Origin of the sequence: Tenacibaculum soleae, from assembly GCF_030549005.1 — a bacterium.
GTDB lineage: Bacteria > Bacteroidota > Bacteroidia > Flavobacteriales > Flavobacteriaceae > Polaribacter > Polaribacter soleae.
This window is the reverse complement of sequence record NZ_JAUOSW010000001.1, coordinates 25522-42821: the sequence shown is the minus strand read 5'-3', so window position 1 is coordinate 42821 and position 17300 is coordinate 25522. Positions and strand designations below refer to the sequence as shown.

The window sequence follows — 17300 nt, the reverse complement described above, 5'->3', positions numbered from 1 at the left end:
TAGTATATATACAAAACCTCGCCATTGGCGAGGTTTTTTAATTTTATTAGCAAATTCTATCATAAGTATCTAATACTCTATCTGCTCCGTTTAGATTTCCGTTATCTAAGTATCTATCTGCTCTTCTTAATAAACGATCACATCTTCTTCCAGAAGGCCCTCCTCCGTTAATTTCTGTTTGTTCAAGTTTGTTTAATGCTTTTCCTAAGTTTAAAATAGATTTTTTCATTTTTAATTAATTATAAATTTGATTAAATCCTTGAACTATTTAAAGACACTCAAGGTGTATGTCTATTCTTCGCGAAAGAATATTTTAAATAACTATTGTTTTAGTCTTTTATGTACGGAAATAAAATACTAAAAGAATAGAAAGTTTATGATTATTTTTTTTAGAGTCATTTATAGCTTTATGACTTGTAATATTATAGCAACTAATTTACGTGCAATATAATTTTTTTTCTTGTTTTAAGAAAATTTAAAAATAGAAGCCTATGGTTTTAAGGTAGATCATAATATACGCATCTTGTCATCATTGATAGCTTAAAATTGCTTTCTTATTAAGGAGGTTATATAAATTTATTATTTCATAATAAAACCAATATTTATTTTGTTTTCGAAGATTATTAGGGAAGAATAAGCTCGTCAATTATTTTTAGAGACACATCTCTTGTTAAGTTGATTATATCTAAAATATCTCTTATTTTTTTTCTTCAATTTGGCTCTAAAAATAGTTTACGCTATCTCTTAAATATTTTTATCTATCATCAATTTATCGTAAATGTTTTGAGAAAACCTTTTGTTTCATCATGGTTTGATAACTTAATAAACCTAATAGCTTTATATCTAAAATAATATATCTTTCTACTATATTACTTTAGGCTATGGCATGAAGATAAAGAAGGATATAATATAGTTAAAAGTAGGGATTTGTTAATTCATAAGTTGTTTTTATATAGACTTATGTGATGAATACTTTTTGATAAAAACTAATAATTAAAAAAGTAAAATGTTTTATAGGATAATTTTAACTAATAATTGTTCTGTCTCCAGAAGGTATTAAGATTATTTAAATATAAAAAGGACACTGATAAGTGTCCTTTTTATAATATTTTTTTAATTGTTTATTAAATACTTAAAGAGTTGAATAATTCAATTAATTTCGGACTAGAAGGTCTTGGTGCATTTGCAGTTACAATATTTCCTTGCGGATCAATTAAGATAAAACGAGGGATACTATTTACACGATAAGCACTTGCAAAAGTTTTATCTCTTTTAGAGTATAATTGAATTCCGGTTAGGTTTTTTTCTTTAACCATGGTTTTCCATGTTCCATGATCTCTTTCGCTATCAACTGAAATACTTACAAATTCGATATTTTTATCATGATATTGTTTTTCAATTTTTTGTAAAAAAGGAATTTCTTGTTTACAAGGATTACACCATGTTGCCCACATATCAATATAAACATATTTTCCTTTTAAATCGTCTAAAGATGTTGTTTTACCGTTAAAGTTTTCATAGTCTACAAACTTAGGAGATACGGCACCTGCGGCTAATTTTGTAGCCAAATATAACTTATCGGCATGTGTTTTGTTAAGGTAGTTTGTTAAGCCTTTAATGTTTTGTTTTTGAAAAGCAACAAAAGTAGAGTCTAATTTAGTATTGGCAATTCGGGAGTTAAAGTCGTTTACGTAATTATTTACTTTAGTATCAAATTTTTCTTTTGGTAAAGTAAATAACATTTCGTCGTTAAGAAGGTTTTCTTGCAGTAAAGAGGTTTTTGCTAAAAAAGTACTTTCGTCTGATCCTTCACCGGTAAAAGTAACAGTTTCATCAAACTCTTTAGTATCAAGTGTCATGTTAATAATTGCGCCGTTTTTTAAATATAAAGAAGTAGTTTCTTTTCCGTCAAAAACACGGTAAAACCCATCTTTAATATTCATGGTGTCTTTAAATAGGCCATTTTCATCTAATTTAATTACCCTGTTAAACTTTAATTGTGGATTAGAGACAATTATTGAATCAGCATTTTTATTGGTGATTTTTCCTGAAAAAGTAACAAAGTTATTTGTAGCAGGTTTACATGAAACGGCAATAATTGCAATTGCCATTAAATAAATTATTTTTTTCATTATATAGATATGTTTTTATGTTGGTTTAATAGACAACTAAAATACTGATTATTCTATAAAATAAATGTGTTTTAATAGATTATCCTAACCAACCTTCACGATCTAAACTTCTATACTGTATGGCTTCACTTATATGTGTTCCTGTTACAGAAACAGCGCTGTCTAAGTCGGCAATTGTGCGAGCTACTTTAAGTATTCTGTCATAGGCTCTTGCAGAAAGATTAAGTTTTTCCATTGCAATTTTTAGTAAATTTTTACTTTCGTTTGATAGTTTGCAATATTCTCGTAATTGTTTTACATTCATTTGTGCATTGTAATGCACAGTGTTTGATTTACTAAATCTTTTGGTTTGTATTTCACGTGCTTTAGTTACTCGCTTCCTTATTTCGATACTAGATTCTCCTTTTCTTTCTTCTGATAATTTTTCAAAAGGAACGGGAGTTACTTCAATATGGATATCAATTCTGTCTAACAAAGGCCCTGATATTTTACTTAAATAGCGTTGCATTTCTGCAGGAGAAGAGGTCATTGGTGAGCTTGGGTCATTAAAAAAACCTGATGGACTTGGGTTCATACTTGCTACCAACATAAAGCTACAAGGATAATTTACGGCAAATCGTGCTCTTGAAATAGTAACTTCTCTATCTTCTAAAGGTTGTCGCATAACTTCTAAAACACCGCGTTTAAATTCGGGTAATTCATCTAAAAATAATACGCCGTTATGTGCTAATGAAATTTCACCAGGTTGCGGTAAGTTATTACCACCGCCAATAAGAGCTACATCTGAACAGGTATGATGTGGGGATCTAAATGGGCGGTTGTATTGTAAACCTGAATTTTTAATTTTACCGATTACTGAATGAATTTTTGTGGTCTCTAGAGCTTCTTGCAAAGACATTGGAGGTAGTATGGATGGAAGTCTTTTAGCTAGCATTGTTTTTCCTGCTCCTGGTGGACCAATAAGAATAATATTATGTCCGCCAGCAGCAGCAATTTCCATACAGCGTTTTATAGATTCTTGTCCTTTGACATCACTAAAATCAAACTCAGGAAAATCGACATGTTTATAAAATTCAGACCGAGTATCAATAACAGTTGGTTCAATTTTGTTTTTATCATTAAAGTGATTAATAACTTCCAAAATATTATCAACCCCGAGTATCTCCAAATCATTTACAATTGCTGCTTCTTTGGCGTTTTCTTTTGGAAGAATAAAGTGTTTAAAACCTTCTTCACGCGCTTTTATAGCAATTGGTAATGCACCTTTAACAGGTAGTACGCTTCCATCTAATGATAATTCGCCCATTATAATATAGTCATTAATATTGTTAGAGCTAATTTGTTTTGATGCTGCTAAAATGCCAAGAGCTATTGTTAAATCATAAGCCGCACCTTCTTTTCTAATATCAGCAGGAGCCATGTTTATGATTATCTTTTTACCAGGAAGTTTATAATTGTTATTATTAAGAGCAGCTGAAATACGATAGGAACTTTCTCGTACGGCATTGTCAGGTAGGCCTACTAAATGATATCCGATTCCTTTATCAATATTTACTTCAATAGTTATTGTGGTTGCTTCAATGCCAAAAACAGCAGATCCATAAGTTTTTATTAGCATAACTTTCTCTTTATGTTAAAGATAGCTAAAAATAAAGCATAAAAAAAGCCTCTTTAAAAAAGAGGCTTTTTTATTTTTAAAATTAATTTTTATTAAAATTATCTAATCCAGTTTTTAACCAATTGTAATAGGTTGTATGGTCAGAGTATTGTTGAGGTGCGTTTAGTAATTCTAAATTTGGACTCATTAATACATAAAATGGTTGAGAGGCTGTTTTAAAGTTTGCAACTTGTAAGGTAGCCCATTTATCACCATAGGTTCTAATTCTTTTTACTTTACCATTAGGTTTTATAAAATCAAATTGTTCTTCTTCAGGTAATTGTCTTTCGTGGTCATCAACATATAATGAAATTAATACGTAGTCATCATTTATTAATGAATATATCTCTGGTTTTACCCAAATATTTTCTTCCATCTTACGGCAGTTAACACATGCCCAACCTGTAAAATCTAACAAAACAGGTTTGTTTACTGATTTTGCATATGCAATACCTTCTTCATAGTCTTTAAAACAATTTAACCCTAATGGACATTTATTGTCTTTTTTGTAGATACTATGAAATTGCGGTGGTGCAAATCCGCTTAATAGCTTGTTTTGATCCCATATTGGTTTTTTCATAACACCAGGAGCTAAATAAATAGCTAAAGCTAAAGCACCTAATCCTAATAGAACTCTAAAGAAAGTTAGTTTTCCGTATTTTTTCCCAATAAATCCAAATAAATACAAGGCGGTTAGTAAAGATATTAAGGCCCATATACCAATAAAAATTTCTCTTTTTAATAAATCCCAGTGCCCAACTAAATCGGCATTTGATAAAAATTTAAAAGCAAACGCTAATTCTAAGAAACCTAAAAATACTTTAACTGTGTTTAACCATCCACCAGATTTAGGTAAAGAGTTTAGCCATCTTGGGAACATTGCAAATAAAGCAAAAGGTAAAGCTAATGCTAAACCAAAACCAACCATACCAGCTGATAATTGCATAGCTCCACCATCACTACCTAATGATCCAGCTAATAAAGATCCTAAAATAGGTCCTGTACAAGAAAAAGAAACAATAGCTAAAGTTAAAGCCATAAAGAAAACCCCAATAATTCCTCCAATATTTGAAGCACTATCTGCTTTATTACTCCATGAACTAGGTAATGTTAATTCGTAAAAACCGAAAAAAGAACCAGCAAAGAAAATTAAAACAGTAAAAAAGAATAAGTTTAACCACATATTGGTAGAAATACTATTCAAAATTTCAGGATCTAAAGTGTCTAAGTAATGAAAAGGAACACTTAATAAAGCATAAATTAATACAATAAAGAACCCGTATAATACTGCACTTCCAATTCCTTTTCCTCTGTTTTCACTATGCTTTGTGAAAAACGATACAGTTAATGGCACCATTGGAAAAACACAAGGAGTTAAAAAAGCTAATAAACCACCTACAAACCCTAATAAAAAGATGTTTAATAGTGTGTCACCACCATCTTCAGATGATTTTTCAGCGGTACTTTTTAATAAGGCTGTGTTTTTTAAATTTAAGTTTAATGATTGCGATAATGATTGACTTTTATCATCAACTTCAGCAACCGTTTGAGTAACCTTTTCTCCTGTTAAAGAAAATGTGAAATCTTCATCAAAAGGTAAACAGTATTCTTTACAAACTTGTGCATCTAAGTTAAGCGTAATTTGAGTTAAGCTAGCGTCTGATACTGTTATACGTTGTACTAACTTACCTTCTTCTACAAAGAAAATTTCATCTTTACCCCAAATTTCGCTAAATTCTGTTTCTGTTTCACTTTCTTCAGCTTTTCCGTTAAGAGTATACCCAGTTTCACCTTCTGCAGGAGAAATAGTCATAGGTAAAGAAGCATCTTCAGGGTTGTATTGCGAATATAAATGCCAGTCTTCGGCAATTTCAATGTCGAAAATTAAGTCATATTCAGTATCTGAAACTTTTTCAACGGTCGGTGTAACTACAATAGGATTGTCATCCGATTGTGAAAATACCGTTAAACCGATAAACAATAAAAAAAGAGTAAATAATTTTTTCATTCGAGTTAGTTTATAAGGGGTTGTTTATAATTAGTTATTCTTAATAATTTTGTTGTTTTGTCTGAGTTTAAAAAACGTCTGTCTTGTCGTTTACCAACAATCCAAATAATTTTATTATCATTTGAACAAAGCAACCATGTGTTTTTTTTGTCAAAAATTGACATTTTTTCATCTTTAAAATACTTGCTAATTTTTTTCTTTCCTTGCATTCCTGTAGGGTAAAAATAATCACCAGTTTTCCATTTTCTAACGATGAGGGGGTAATTTAACAAATTTTTATCAACAAAAATACTATTTATATCAATAATTGTTTTGTCAAGAGCGTTTTCAAATAATAAATGAATTGGATTGGTTATTTGATTTTTGCCTTTATTTATAGTAACTACCTGATTGTCAGTTTTTTTATGCTTGTTAGTGGGCAAAAGTAATAAAAAATCTCTGTCTTTTAATAAAGTATGTGATTTTGTTACTATTTTCTTACCTGATTGCGCATGGATTAAATGATAAACATCATCCCATTCGGTAAAATTATATTCTTTTAATAGTTGATATAAGTATGGTTTAGGATTTGGTAGCTTTAATAATTCTGTTATATTAATTTTTAATAGCTCGCCTTGTTCGGATAGTACTTTTTTAGAAATATCGTTGGTTTTGTCGATGACAATTTGTTGAGATTGTTTTAAAAAAGAAGTAGTTTTAGCGTGTGTTTTTAATATGTTTGGATTTATTTCTTTAAGAATAGGAAGGATTTGATGCCTGATTTTATTTCGTAAATATTTGGTTTCTGAGTTGCTGGCATCCTCTCTCCATTTTATATCGTTGTTTAAAGCATATTGATGAATTTCTTTTCTAGAAAAAGGTAAAAATGGGCGAACAATGTTTCTGTTTACTTCAGGAATACCTGTTAAACCATCTAGTCCTGTACCTCTAGTTAGGTTTATTAAAAAAGTTTCTAAATTATCATCAGCATGATGCGCAGTTAAAATATAATCAAAATTATGTTCTGTAACTAATTTATTAAACCAATCGTAGCGTAACTGTCGTGCAGCTATTTGGGTTGATAATTTGTTTTTTTTTGAGTAATCAGTTGTTTCAAAACGTGTTGAAAAAACATCAATGTTTAATTGTTTTCCTAGTTGTTTTATAAAATTTTCATCTAAATCACTTTGTTTTCCTCTTAATTGAAAATTACAATGTGCAAGATGAATTGTATAATTAAGTTGTTGTAATAAATGTGTTAAAACAACACTGTCAATACCACCAGAAATAGCAATTAAGAGTTTCTTCTCTTTAAAAAAAGGAAATTTTTTATTAATATGATTTTCAAAAGTTTCTAACATTTTTATGTAAAAAAAATTATAACTGATTATTTAGCCAGTTAACTACATCTTGCAACATTTCATCTTTACACAAATCATTTTGTAATTCATGATAACCATTTTCATAAAGCTTTAAACTAACTTTGTTTGATGCGTTTGCAAAAGATTCTGTGCCTTTATAATCAATAATTTTATCGCCGGTACCGTGTAACATATACATCGGTGTTTTTAAGGTATTAGCATTTTTGATAGCCCATTCGCCAGCATCGATAAAAGATAATGAAAAATTTGGACTAATTTTATCGTGTACTAAAGAGTCATTAATATATTTTTTAACTTCTTCTTTGTCGCGAGATATATCGTTTGCATCAAGTTCATTACCTAAAGTAATAGATGGTGCAATTTTTTGCATAAGCTTACCTAAAGATAATTTCCATGCTGGCGGATCAAAGGCTAACTTTAACATTGGACTTGTAGCAATGGTTCCTGCAAAATTATGATTTTTACGTAATGTATAATTTATTACAGCATTACCGCCCATTGAATGCCCATATAAAAACATTGGTTTGTTGCCAAAAACACTGATTGCCTTGCTAGTTAATTTTGAGATGCTTTCTAAAACAGCATCAAACCCTGGATTGTGACCTCTTTTTCCTTCGGTTTTTCCGTGCCCGAAATGATCAAAAGCAATAACTCCGAAATTATTGTCAGTTAGTTTTTTAGCAACATGTTGGTATCTACCAGAATGTTCGCCCATACCATGAATAATAATCACAACAGCTTTCACGGTTTCTGGTTGCCAAAATTGCCCAAAAAAAATGGTGTTATGGTAATTGAAATTAAACTCTTGATGTGTCATAATTTATTGTTTTTGTAACCATTGTCTTATTTCTTTTCGTAAAGAAACTTCTGGTTTTGGTAACGGAATTGTGCGGCCAAATTGTTTACTTCTCTTAAATTTAGAAAACGTAATTTTATGTTGTTTCCACGCTTCTGGGTATAAATCTAAAAAAGCATTAAAAAAACTTTGTTCATTTATGGTTCCTTCTATTTTAGAAAATACGTGCTTAAATTTTTCTTCTTGGTCTATTATCATAATTTAGTAAATATAACTAAAACTACTTTGAGTTTAGTAAAACATATTTCATTGCTTTTGCTTTTAATAAGCATTCTTCGTATTCTTTTTCGGGAATAGATTTTGCTGTAATTGCTCCGCCAACCGAATAGGAAACGTATTTTTTTTCAGCGTTATATAGAATACTTCGGATGATAACATTGAAGTCAAAATCGCCATTTGGTGTAAAATAACCAACGGTTCCAGAATACAACCCACGTTTGGTTTCTTCTAACTCTTCAATAATTTTCATTGCTGATACTTTTGGAGCTCCTGTCATACTTCCCATCGGAAAAGTGTCTTTAATAACATCAACAGGATGTGTGGTTGTTTCTACTTCTGAAACAATAGTTGAAATCATTTGATGTACTTGTTTAAACGAATATACTTTACAAAGTTGCTCAACTTGTACACTTCCTTTTTTTGCTGTTTTTGATAAATCATTACGAATCAAATCAACAATCATAATATTTTCTGAGCGTTCTTTTTCGTCGCGAGCCAAATCAAAAGCAGTTTTTTTATCATCAATTTTATTGATTAACCTTTTGGCAGTCCCTTTTATAGGCTGTGAAATTATTTTGGTGTTTTCTTTTTTTAAATACCTTTCTGGAGTTGCTGATAATAAATATTGATGCTCTAACTTTAAAAATGTAGCAAACGGAGGTTCAGAAATTTCGTTTAAATGTTCGTAAATTTCAAACGGATTTATAGTAGCGTTTTCGGCATAAAATTCTTGACAAAAATTAGCTTCGTAAATGTTTCCTTGTTGAATATGGTTTAAAACACTGTTTACTCTTTGATGATATTCATCTTTATGAATTCGAAGCTTTATTTTAAGGTCGTTTGTGTTTTTAGATTTTAATTTTGGTTGAAAATTATAAGATGAAATTTCTTCAAAATCTTCTTCAATTTCATCATCAATCATTTTTAAATAGTGAAATTCAACAGTATTTCCTTTAATAAATATTAATTTTTGAGGTTGAAAAAAAAAGAGATCATCGAAACCTAATCCGTCAAAATTAGTGGATGTAAGTTTTTCTACGTCGTTTTTTACATCATAAGAAATATAACCAAAAATATAATCTTTGGTATATGATTGATATTCTTTTAGTTTCTCAAAAGCATTTTGAGAATCGGTTTTTATTGATGTAAATTCATCAACAGCCAAGCAACCATCAAATGAACTATATTGCTGTTCGTAATTGTTTGAATCTAACCAAACAATAGTTTCAAACTGTTGCGACCAACGGAATAAACGTTGTTTAAAATCCGAGGGAAAATCAATAGTAAAAGTTTGTGTGGTTCTAATAGACATGCTACAAAAATAAGAAACCCGATAGAATTTAGCTATCGGGTTTATGTAAAATATACAGCAAAGTTATTTTGTTTTTTCTTTGTTAACTTCTTTTTCGTTTTCAGTAGATGTTGTTGTAATGATGGCTTTAGCTGTGCTATCATCTAAAATATTTTTTTTAAGCTGTTTTTTTATAACTGTCGTTTTTTCTTTATCATCGGCAAAAGTAGCGTCTGTAACTTCAATTTTAATATTGTTTCCGGTTTTTGTACCCCAAACGTTTTCACTGTAATTATTGATTGTTGCTGTATGGTTTCCTAAAATTGGCGCAATTACTAAACCAATTAAACAGGTAAGTTTTATTAAAATATTCATTGATGGGCCAGAGGTGTCTTTAAAGGGGTCACCAACAGTATCGCCAGTTACGGCAGCTTTATGAGCATCTGAACCTTTATAAGTCATTTCACCATTAATCTCAACACCTGCTTCAAACGATTTCTTGGCATTATCCCAAGCGCCACCAGCATTATTTTGAAAAATAGCCCACATTACACCAGATACACATACACCTGCCATATAACCGCCTAAAGGTTCTGCACCAAAAACCAATCCGATTAAAATAGGTGATATGATAGTGATTAAACCTGGTAAAATCATTTCTTTTAAGGCTGCTTTGGTTGAAATATCAACACATTTAGCGTATTCTGGCGTTCCGATTCCTTCCATAATTCCCGGAATTTCTCTAAACTGACGGCGAACTTCGTGTACCATTTCCATGGCTGCTTTTCCTACCGATTGCATTGCTAAAGCTGAAAATATAACAGGAATCATTCCTCCTATAAATAACATTGCTAAAACGTCGGCTTTAAAAATATTAATTCCGTCTATTCCTGTAAAAGTTACGTAAGCGGCAAATAAAGCTAAGGCTGTTAAGGCCGCGGATGCAATAGCAAAACCTTTACCAACGGCAGCGGTTGTGTTACCAACAGAATCTAAAATATCTGTACGTTCGCGAACATGATCTTCTAATTCACTCATTTCTGCAACACCACCTGCATTATCGGCAATTGGACCAAAGGCATCAATTGCTAGTTGCATTGCTGTGGTGGCCATCATTGCTGAGGCTGCTAAAGCAACTCCGTAAAACCCTGCAAAGTAATAAGAGCTATAAATTGCGGCTGCAAATAAAATTACTGATAAAAAAGTTGATTTCATACCAACAGCTAGTCCTGCAATAATATTGGTTCCGGCTCCTGTAGCACTGTTCTGAACAATATCCATTACTGGTTTTTTACCTAAGCTTGTGTAGTATGCCGTTACCATTGATATTAATGCGCCAACTGCTAAGCCAATACAAGCAGCCCAAAAAACATTGATTGAAGAAATATCTTTAATTCCTTCGCCAAAAAAACTCATTTTCATAGTTTGTGGTAGCATCCATTTTATTAAAAAGAAACTTGCAATTAAGGTTAATATAATTGAAGTCCAGTTACCTGTGTCTAAAGCTTTTTGTACCTGACTTTCTCTTGCATTGTTGTCTTTTATGCTTACTAAAAAAGTTCCAACTATTGAGGCGATAATACCTGTACCAGCAATTACTAGCGGTAATAAAACCGGCCCCATGTTATTAAAACCGTCAGTATAAGTTGATGTTAACGACATGTCTCTAATAACATAATTACCTAAAACCATGGCTGCTAAAACAGTAGCAACATACGAACCAAACAAATCGGCTCCCATACCAGCAACATCTCCTACATTATCTCCTACATTATCTGCGATTGTGGCGGGATTACGAGGATCATCTTCAGGAATACCTGCTTCTATTTTACCAACTAAGTCAGCACCAACATCTGCGGCTTTGGTGTAAATACCTCCACCAACTCTTGCAAATAAAGCGATAGATTCTGCTCCTAATGAAAACCCTGCTAAGGCTTCTAATACAATAGTCATTTCATTATAAAAGTTTCCTCCATCGGTAATGAATTGACTTACAAATATTAAGAAAAATAAATTTAGTCCTAAAACGGCTAACCCAGCAACACCAAGTCCCATCACTGTTCCGCCACCAAAGGACACTTTTAAAGCTTGTGGTAAGCTTGTTTTAGCAGCTTCGGCTGTTCGTGCATTAGCGTCGGTTGCTATTCGCATACCAATATTTCCTGCTAAGGCAGAGAAAATTGCTCCGATAATAAATGCAGGAACAATCATAATACTTGTAGTTGCAACTAGTAACGAGATTCCGAATAAGGCTAGTGAAGCAATGATAACAAAAATTAATAAAAGCCGATATTCTGCAGCTAAAAAAGCAAGAGCACCTTGTTTAATGCTTTTTGAAATTGATTTCATTTTATCGTTTCCAGCATCTTGTTTTTTTACCCAAATCATTTTTACATACATAAAAATAAGCCCTAAAATAGCCAAAATTATTGGCAGATACATAATATTTTGTTTCATGTTTTGGTTGTTAAATTAGTAATAAGTGTATGTAAATATAAGAAAATCAGTAACTAAACAAAAAAACCTCTCAGAATGTTCTGAGAGGTTTTTATAAATTATGAGTGAATTTTACAGTTTAAATTGTAAAGTTTCCATTTGTTTTGTGTTCGCTGTTTTCGTATCGCTCGATACATTTATCTAGTATATCATAAGCTTCATTAGCATCACCCCAATCTCCAATGTCAACTTTCTTTTTTTCTAAGTCTTTATATACTTGAAAAAAATGCGTAATTTCTTTTATACGGTGTGGATTTAAGTCAGATAAATCGTTGTAGCTATTCCAAATAGGATCAGTAGTAGGGACGCAAATTATTTTTTCATCTGGACCTTTTTCATCTGCCATATGAAAAACACCGATTGGCTTTACTTCCATAATACACATAGGAAAAGTTGGTTCAGCTCCTAAAACTAATACATCTAATGGGTCACCGTCTAGAGCCAAAGTTTCAGGAATAAAACCATAATCTCCAGGGTACATCATTGATGAAAATAGCATTCTGTCAAAACGAATTTTTCCTAAGTCAAAATCGTATTCGTATTTATTTCTACTTCCTTTTGGTATTTCAATTAAAACATCTACTGTTTTTCTTTCTTTTGAAGTCATATATTTTTCTTTTCTTCGTTTCTAAAAATCGGTTTGCAAAAATAGTGATTTATTAATGTTTTTAGCTATAAAATGATTGTTATTTTATGGTTAAATCAATGATTATAAGCCAGGTTTAATTCCTATACGAATTGCAAATTTTGGAGTAGGAGTAATTAATGAACCAGCAGGAGGTGTGTAATTGCTTCTCCAAATAGCATCAATACGTAAAAAACGCAAGTTACCATAACCAATATTTTCAAGCCCAACACTGTATTCATAGTACACTTTGTTTGGCGAATTATAGTTTATGTTTGATCTGTTAATGGCTAAGTTATTGTTAGAAACAGTTCCATAAGCAGCTCTAAAAGAAACCAAACTACGTAGTTTTAGTTTTTTTATTAATGGAACTCTGTTTAAAATAAATCCATTAAAATGATGCTCAAAATGACCTGCTAAATAGCTGTCAGTTACAAAATCATAATAATTTAATAAAGCAAATGTATCTTTTACTAATGAGAATGTTTGATTTGCGGGAACTACACTTAATAAGGCAATAGGCACTGTTCCAAATGTTTTTCCAGCTTCGATGGTTGCGTCTAAAACACCAAGTTTACTTAAAAGGATTGGGTGGTTGTATTTAAATTGCAATTTATCATAAGTATGTGTTCCGTTAAAAACACCTTTGTAACCTTTTCGATAATTTAAAACTAAGGAAGGGAATATGTTCCGACCAAAACGTCTGTCAACACCTAAGCCATATACAAAACGACCTGGGGTATACGAAACATAAATATCAGACGCTACATCCGTTATTTGTGATTGGATATTACCATTTTGACCTAGATAATCCATTGAAAAATCTTTAGGTGAAGCAGATTGTATTTTTGAGTGTGAAAAATTAAACCCTATGTGTAGGTTTTTTTTGATTTGATAATCGAAATTTGTGGCTATTTTTTCTACTTCAGATAAAAAGAAGTTGTCTCCTCTTGAAAATAGTGCTGTTGTACCGAATGCCGTTCCTAATAATTCTGTTGTGTTTAATAATACACTACCTAATTGTTCAATGTCTTTTTGATAGGCTAGTCCAGCAGAAATTCTTGGTTTGTATGATAAAAGGTAGCGACCTTGTATACCATATTTTATCTTTTTGTCTTTAAATCCGTATGCTAAATGTCCTCCTACACGTAAGCGGTCATCTTTTGTTTTAAAGGTTCTAAATCCTATTTTTGTTCTAAACCCTTCTACTTGATTACTAGCAAAAGCGGTCCATATAGGTCCAAATTGCAATCCCATTCTTGTGTTTACGAATCCGCTAGCAACAGTATTTATTAAACCTGTAATGTTTTTAATTTGTTTTTTCTCTTTTACTTCTTGAATTAAATTATACGTTAAGTTAGTTTCCTCGTTTTCTTTTGTTTTCCAATAAGAAGTGTCTTTCTGATACTGATTAGGTCTTATTTTAACAACCTTCTCTGTATAAAAATTAGTAGGTAACGGTTTGTCTAAAATATAATTATCAAAAGTTGTTGTTTTTTTGATGGTTAAACCTCTGTTGCTTTCGTTTTTATCAATAAAAGTAAAATCACCTTCGTATGCATTTTTAGTAGGTATGTATATGCTGTCATCCTTTACCTCAAACTCTTTTTCAAAGGATAGTCCTCTTACAAAGTTTAAATTGATGCTTTTATGAACTTTCATTTTTAGTTTCTTAATAGAGAAATTTTTGTCTGCTACCCAAAAATTCCCCTGAAAAGCTAAGTCACCATCTCTGATGGGAAAGAAATATATATTATATAATTTTTTGTTGTTTTTAACAATGCTATCATAAAGAACATAATCATAGGTAGAAAATCCATCTGTAGATAATGGACTTACAAAAGATTTTGTTAATAAAGTTATGTTGTTTTTAAAGACATCTATATTTTGAAAAGTATTGGACATTCTGTTAAAAACAAACCCCTGCGCGCCTAAACCATCAGCTTTTTCAGCTTCAATATCTTCTCTGATATTATTGTTTTTATTGTCACCGTATATGTTTGCAATTTGTTCGCTTAAATAAATAGGGATGTAATAATTAATTCCGTCACTATCATATTTTACTCTATCGATAGTTTTTTTATACTCTTTTTTAAAAATTCTTTTTAAAAAGACGGTATCTAGGTTATTTAAACCTATTTCTATTGCTGTATGTTTTTTGTACTGATAATTATTTACTAAATCGAGACCATTTTTTCTCTTTCTTTTCCAAATTTCTTTTAAAATTCGATAGGCTGGATTTTCTTTTTTCTTTAACCTTTTTTTTGGTTTAGAAACAATAATTACCTCTTCTAATTCGTTGGTGCCTTCTTTAAGAGCAATATTTAAAAATTTAGTTTTTTGACTAACTTTTAATGTTTGTGTTTGAAAGCCTACAAATGAAATTTCTAAAGTCCCTCTGTATTTTTTTGTTTTTAAAAAAAAGGTACCATCGTCATTAGTAGTGGTTCCATGAGTGGTGTTTTTTAAAAAAACATTTACAAATGGCATTGGGTTGTTAAACTCATCAACAACTTTACCTTTTAAGGTTAGTTGAGCGTGTATTGTGCTGGTAATGAGTAGTGATAATAGTAATAGCGTGTTTTTCATTTTTTTTATGACTACAAAAACCTTTTGATATTTATCAAAAGGTTTTTTGTTTCTTTATTGGTTTCCTTATTATTTAGTAAGGTATAAAACATCTTTTACTGCTTTAACAACATCATTTGCATTTGGTAACCATTCTTCTAGTAAAACTGGTGAATATGGTGCTGGAGTGTCAGCTGTTGTAATTCTTTTTATAGGGGCATCTAAGTAATCAAATGCTTCATCTTGTATTCTAAAAGTAATTTCTGATGATACACTACCAAAAGGCCATGCTTCTTCCAAAATTACTAATCTGTTTGTTTTCTTTACAGATTCTAATATAGCGTTATGGTCCATTGGACGTACGGTACGTAAGTCAATTATTTCTATTGAAATTCCTTCTTTAGCTAATTCATCAGCAGCTTTATAAGCTTCTTTAATAATTTTACCAAAAGAAACTACTGTTACATCGGTACCTGTTCTTTTAATATCTGCAACACCGATAGGGATAATGTATTCACCTTCTGGAACTTCCATCTTGTCACCATACATCTGTTCAGATTCCATAAAAATTACAGGATCATCATCACGAATAGCTGCTTTTAATAATCCTTTTGCATCATAAGGATTTGAAGGAACAATAACTTTTAATCCAGGGCAATTAGCAAACCAGCTTTCAAAAGCTTGTGAGTGTGTTGCTGCTAATTGGCCAGCAGAAGCTGTAGGGCCACGAAAAACAATAGGGCAGTTAAATTGACCACCACTCATTTGACGAATTTTTGCAGCGTTATTGATTATTTGATCGATACCAACTAAAGAGAAGTTAAATGTCATATATTCAACAATAGGGCGATTTCCATTCATTGCAGAACCAACTGCAATACCCCCAAAGCCTAATTCAGCAATAGGTGTATCAATAACCCTTTTTTCACCAAACTCATCTAGCATCCCTTTTGAAGCTTTGTAAGCTCCATTATATTCAGCTACTTCTTCACCCATTAAATAAATGCTTTCATCTCTACGCATTTCTTCACTCATGGCTTCACAAATAGCTTCTCTAAATTGTATTGTTTTCATACGTTATAATAGTCGTTGTTTATCAAGATTGCAAAAATAATAAAAATACAATTAGCAAAGTGTTTTTTAACTTAAACAAATTGTTAGTTGTGTTTACAAGGGGTTGCTTGTTAAATTATGAACGAAAATTAAAAATTTATTATGCATGCATAGTAAATTAAAAAAAAAACGTAACTTCGTAGCTCAAAAAATTAAGTTTCTTAAAAACAACGATATATGAAAATATTAGTTTGTATCAGTCATGTACCTGATACTACTTCGAAAATCAACTTTACCGATAATGATACAAAGTTTGATACTAATGGAGTTCAATATGTTATAAACCCTTATGATGAGTTTAGTTTAACGCGTGCTATGTGGTTTAAAGAAAAGCAAGGTGCTAGTGTAACTGTTGTAAATGTTGGAAGTGCTTCAACTGAACCAACCTTGCGTAAAGCGCTAGCTATTGGAGCAGATGATGCAATTCGTGTAAATGCAGAACCTACAGATGGTTTTATGGTAGCTAAAGAATTGGCTGAAGTTGTTAAAAACGGAGGGTATGATTTAGTTCTTGCAGGAAAAGAGTCAGCTGATTACAATGGGCAAATGGTACCAGGGATGTTAGCTTCTTTAGTAGATTTTAACTTCGTGAATGCTTGTGTTAGTGTTGAGGTTGATGGAACAAATGTAACTCTAGATAGAGAAATTGATGGAGGTGAAGAAAAAGTTTCTTCAGTTTTACCAATGGTAATTGCAGGACAAAAAGGAATGGTAGAAGAAAAAGATTTACGTATTCCAAATATGCGTGGAATTATGATGGCTCGTAAAAAACCATTAGCGGTAGTTGAACCAACAGGTGTTGCTGCTAGTACATCAACTCAGAATTTTGAGAAACCTGATGAAAAAGGAGCTGTTAAGTTAGTTGATAATGTTGATGCTTTAATCGATTTATTACACAACGAAGCAAAAGCAATTTAAAAGTTAGATTTAAAACCCCGTTGTTATGAGAGATATTAGTTTTCTTGTAATAATAT

The 17300-nt window shown here is 31.2% G+C and carries 13 protein-coding genes; 1 reads left to right on the top strand and 12 read right to left on the bottom strand.

Going from position 1 to position 17300, the window contains the following annotated elements; translation table 11 throughout:
* Positions 1–46: 46 nt before the first annotated feature.
* The 12 genes from Q4586_RS00170 to Q4586_RS00115 form a co-directional block, all read right to left on the bottom strand.
* Entirely contained in the window at positions 47–229 is a 183-nt protein-coding gene (locus tag Q4586_RS00170) for a hypothetical protein (RefSeq protein ID WP_068701452.1), read from the bottom strand.
* 895 nt (positions 230–1124) lie between these two features.
* Positions 1125–2132, bottom strand: a complete 1008-nt coding sequence (locus Q4586_RS00165) for a TlpA family protein disulfide reductase (RefSeq protein ID WP_303525199.1) — start codon at positions 2130–2132, stop codon at positions 1125–1127.
* A 79-nt stretch (positions 2133–2211) separates the two neighbouring features.
* Entirely contained in the window at positions 2212–3750 is a 1539-nt protein-coding gene (locus Q4586_RS00160; protein ID WP_303525197.1) for a YifB family Mg chelatase-like AAA ATPase, read from the bottom strand.
* An 82-nt stretch (positions 3751–3832) separates the two neighbouring features.
* The gene (locus Q4586_RS00155; RefSeq protein ID WP_303525194.1) at positions 3833–5797 is read right to left on the bottom strand and encodes a protein-disulfide reductase DsbD family protein; all 1965 of its coding nucleotides are present in this window, start codon (positions 5795–5797) and stop codon (positions 3833–3835) included.
* Between the two features lie 5 nt (positions 5798–5802).
* Complete coding sequence (gene tilS, locus Q4586_RS00150) at positions 5803–7137, bottom strand: tRNA lysidine(34) synthetase TilS (protein WP_303525192.1); 1335 nt, start codon at positions 7135–7137, stop codon at positions 5803–5805.
* Between the two features lie 16 nt (positions 7138–7153).
* A complete protein-coding gene (locus Q4586_RS00145) occupies positions 7154–7975 on the bottom strand; it encodes an alpha/beta hydrolase (protein WP_068701440.1) in 822 nt (273 codons plus the stop codon).
* Between the two features lie 3 nt (positions 7976–7978).
* Entirely contained in the window at positions 7979–8212 is a 234-nt protein-coding gene (locus Q4586_RS00140; RefSeq protein ID WP_068701439.1) for a hypothetical protein, read from the bottom strand.
* A gap of 22 nt (positions 8213–8234) precedes the next feature.
* Positions 8235–9545, bottom strand: a complete 1311-nt coding sequence (locus Q4586_RS00135; protein WP_068701437.1) for an anthranilate synthase component I family protein — start codon at positions 9543–9545, stop codon at positions 8235–8237.
* A 63-nt stretch (positions 9546–9608) separates the two neighbouring features.
* Positions 9609–11981, bottom strand: coding sequence for a sodium-translocating pyrophosphatase (locus Q4586_RS00130; RefSeq protein ID WP_068701435.1), 2373 nt, complete (start codon positions 11979–11981; stop codon positions 9609–9611).
* Positions 11982–12099: 118 nt separating this feature from the next.
* Positions 12100–12627, bottom strand: a complete 528-nt coding sequence (locus Q4586_RS00125) for an inorganic diphosphatase (RefSeq protein ID WP_303525189.1) — start codon at positions 12625–12627, stop codon at positions 12100–12102.
* Between the two features lie 102 nt (positions 12628–12729).
* Entirely contained in the window at positions 12730–15234 is a 2505-nt protein-coding gene (locus Q4586_RS00120) for a DUF5686 and carboxypeptidase-like regulatory domain-containing protein (RefSeq protein ID WP_303525188.1), read from the bottom strand.
* 69 nt (positions 15235–15303) lie between these two features.
* Positions 15304–16287, bottom strand: coding sequence for a pyruvate dehydrogenase complex E1 component subunit beta (locus Q4586_RS00115; protein ID WP_068701429.1), 984 nt, complete (start codon positions 16285–16287; stop codon positions 15304–15306).
* A gap of 216 nt (positions 16288–16503) precedes the next feature.
* Here Q4586_RS00115 and Q4586_RS00110 point away from each other — a divergent pair, with 216 nt between their 5' ends.
* Positions 16504–17244 carry an electron transfer flavoprotein subunit beta/FixA family protein gene (locus Q4586_RS00110; protein ID WP_068701427.1) on the top strand — a complete coding sequence of 247 codons (741 nt, stop codon included), beginning with the start codon at positions 16504–16506 and terminating at the stop codon, positions 17242–17244.
* Positions 17245–17300 lie beyond the last annotated feature (56 nt).

Excerpts from the sequence above, each read along its gene's own strand:
- Q4586_RS00170 (WP_068701452.1), bottom strand. The coding sequence starts at position 229 with ATGAAAAAATCTATTTTAAACTTAGGAAAAGCATTAAACAAACTTGAA.
- Q4586_RS00165 (WP_303525199.1), bottom strand. The coding sequence starts at position 2,132 with ATGAAAAAAATAATTTATTTAATGGCAATTGCAATTATTGCCGTTTCA.
- Q4586_RS00160 (WP_303525197.1), bottom strand. The coding sequence starts at position 3,750 with ATGCTAATAAAAACTTATGGATCTGCTGTTTTTGGCATTGAAGCAACC.
- Q4586_RS00155 (WP_303525194.1), bottom strand. The coding sequence starts at position 5,797 with ATGAAAAAATTATTTACTCTTTTTTTATTGTTTATCGGTTTAACGGTA.
- tilS (WP_303525192.1), bottom strand. The coding sequence starts at position 7,137 with ATGTTAGAAACTTTTGAAAATCATATTAATAAAAAATTTCCTTTTTTT.
- Q4586_RS00145 (WP_068701440.1), bottom strand. The coding sequence starts at position 7,975 with ATGACACATCAAGAGTTTAATTTCAATTACCATAACACCATTTTTTTT.
- Q4586_RS00140 (WP_068701439.1), bottom strand. The coding sequence starts at position 8,212 with ATGATAATAGACCAAGAAGAAAAATTTAAGCACGTATTTTCTAAAATA.
- Q4586_RS00135 (WP_068701437.1), bottom strand. The coding sequence starts at position 9,545 with ATGTCTATTAGAACCACACAAACTTTTACTATTGATTTTCCCTCGGAT.
- Q4586_RS00130 (WP_068701435.1), bottom strand. The coding sequence starts at position 11,981 with ATGAAACAAAATATTATGTATCTGCCAATAATTTTGGCTATTTTAGGG.
- Q4586_RS00125 (WP_303525189.1), bottom strand. The coding sequence starts at position 12,627 with ATGACTTCAAAAGAAAGAAAAACAGTAGATGTTTTAATTGAAATACCA.
- Q4586_RS00120 (WP_303525188.1), bottom strand. The coding sequence starts at position 15,234 with ATGAAAAACACGCTATTACTATTATCACTACTCATTACCAGCACAATA.
- Q4586_RS00115 (WP_068701429.1), bottom strand. The coding sequence starts at position 16,287 with ATGAAAACAATACAATTTAGAGAAGCTATTTGTGAAGCCATGAGTGAA.
- Q4586_RS00110 (WP_068701427.1), top strand. The coding sequence starts at position 16,504 with ATGAAAATATTAGTTTGTATCAGTCATGTACCTGATACTACTTCGAAA.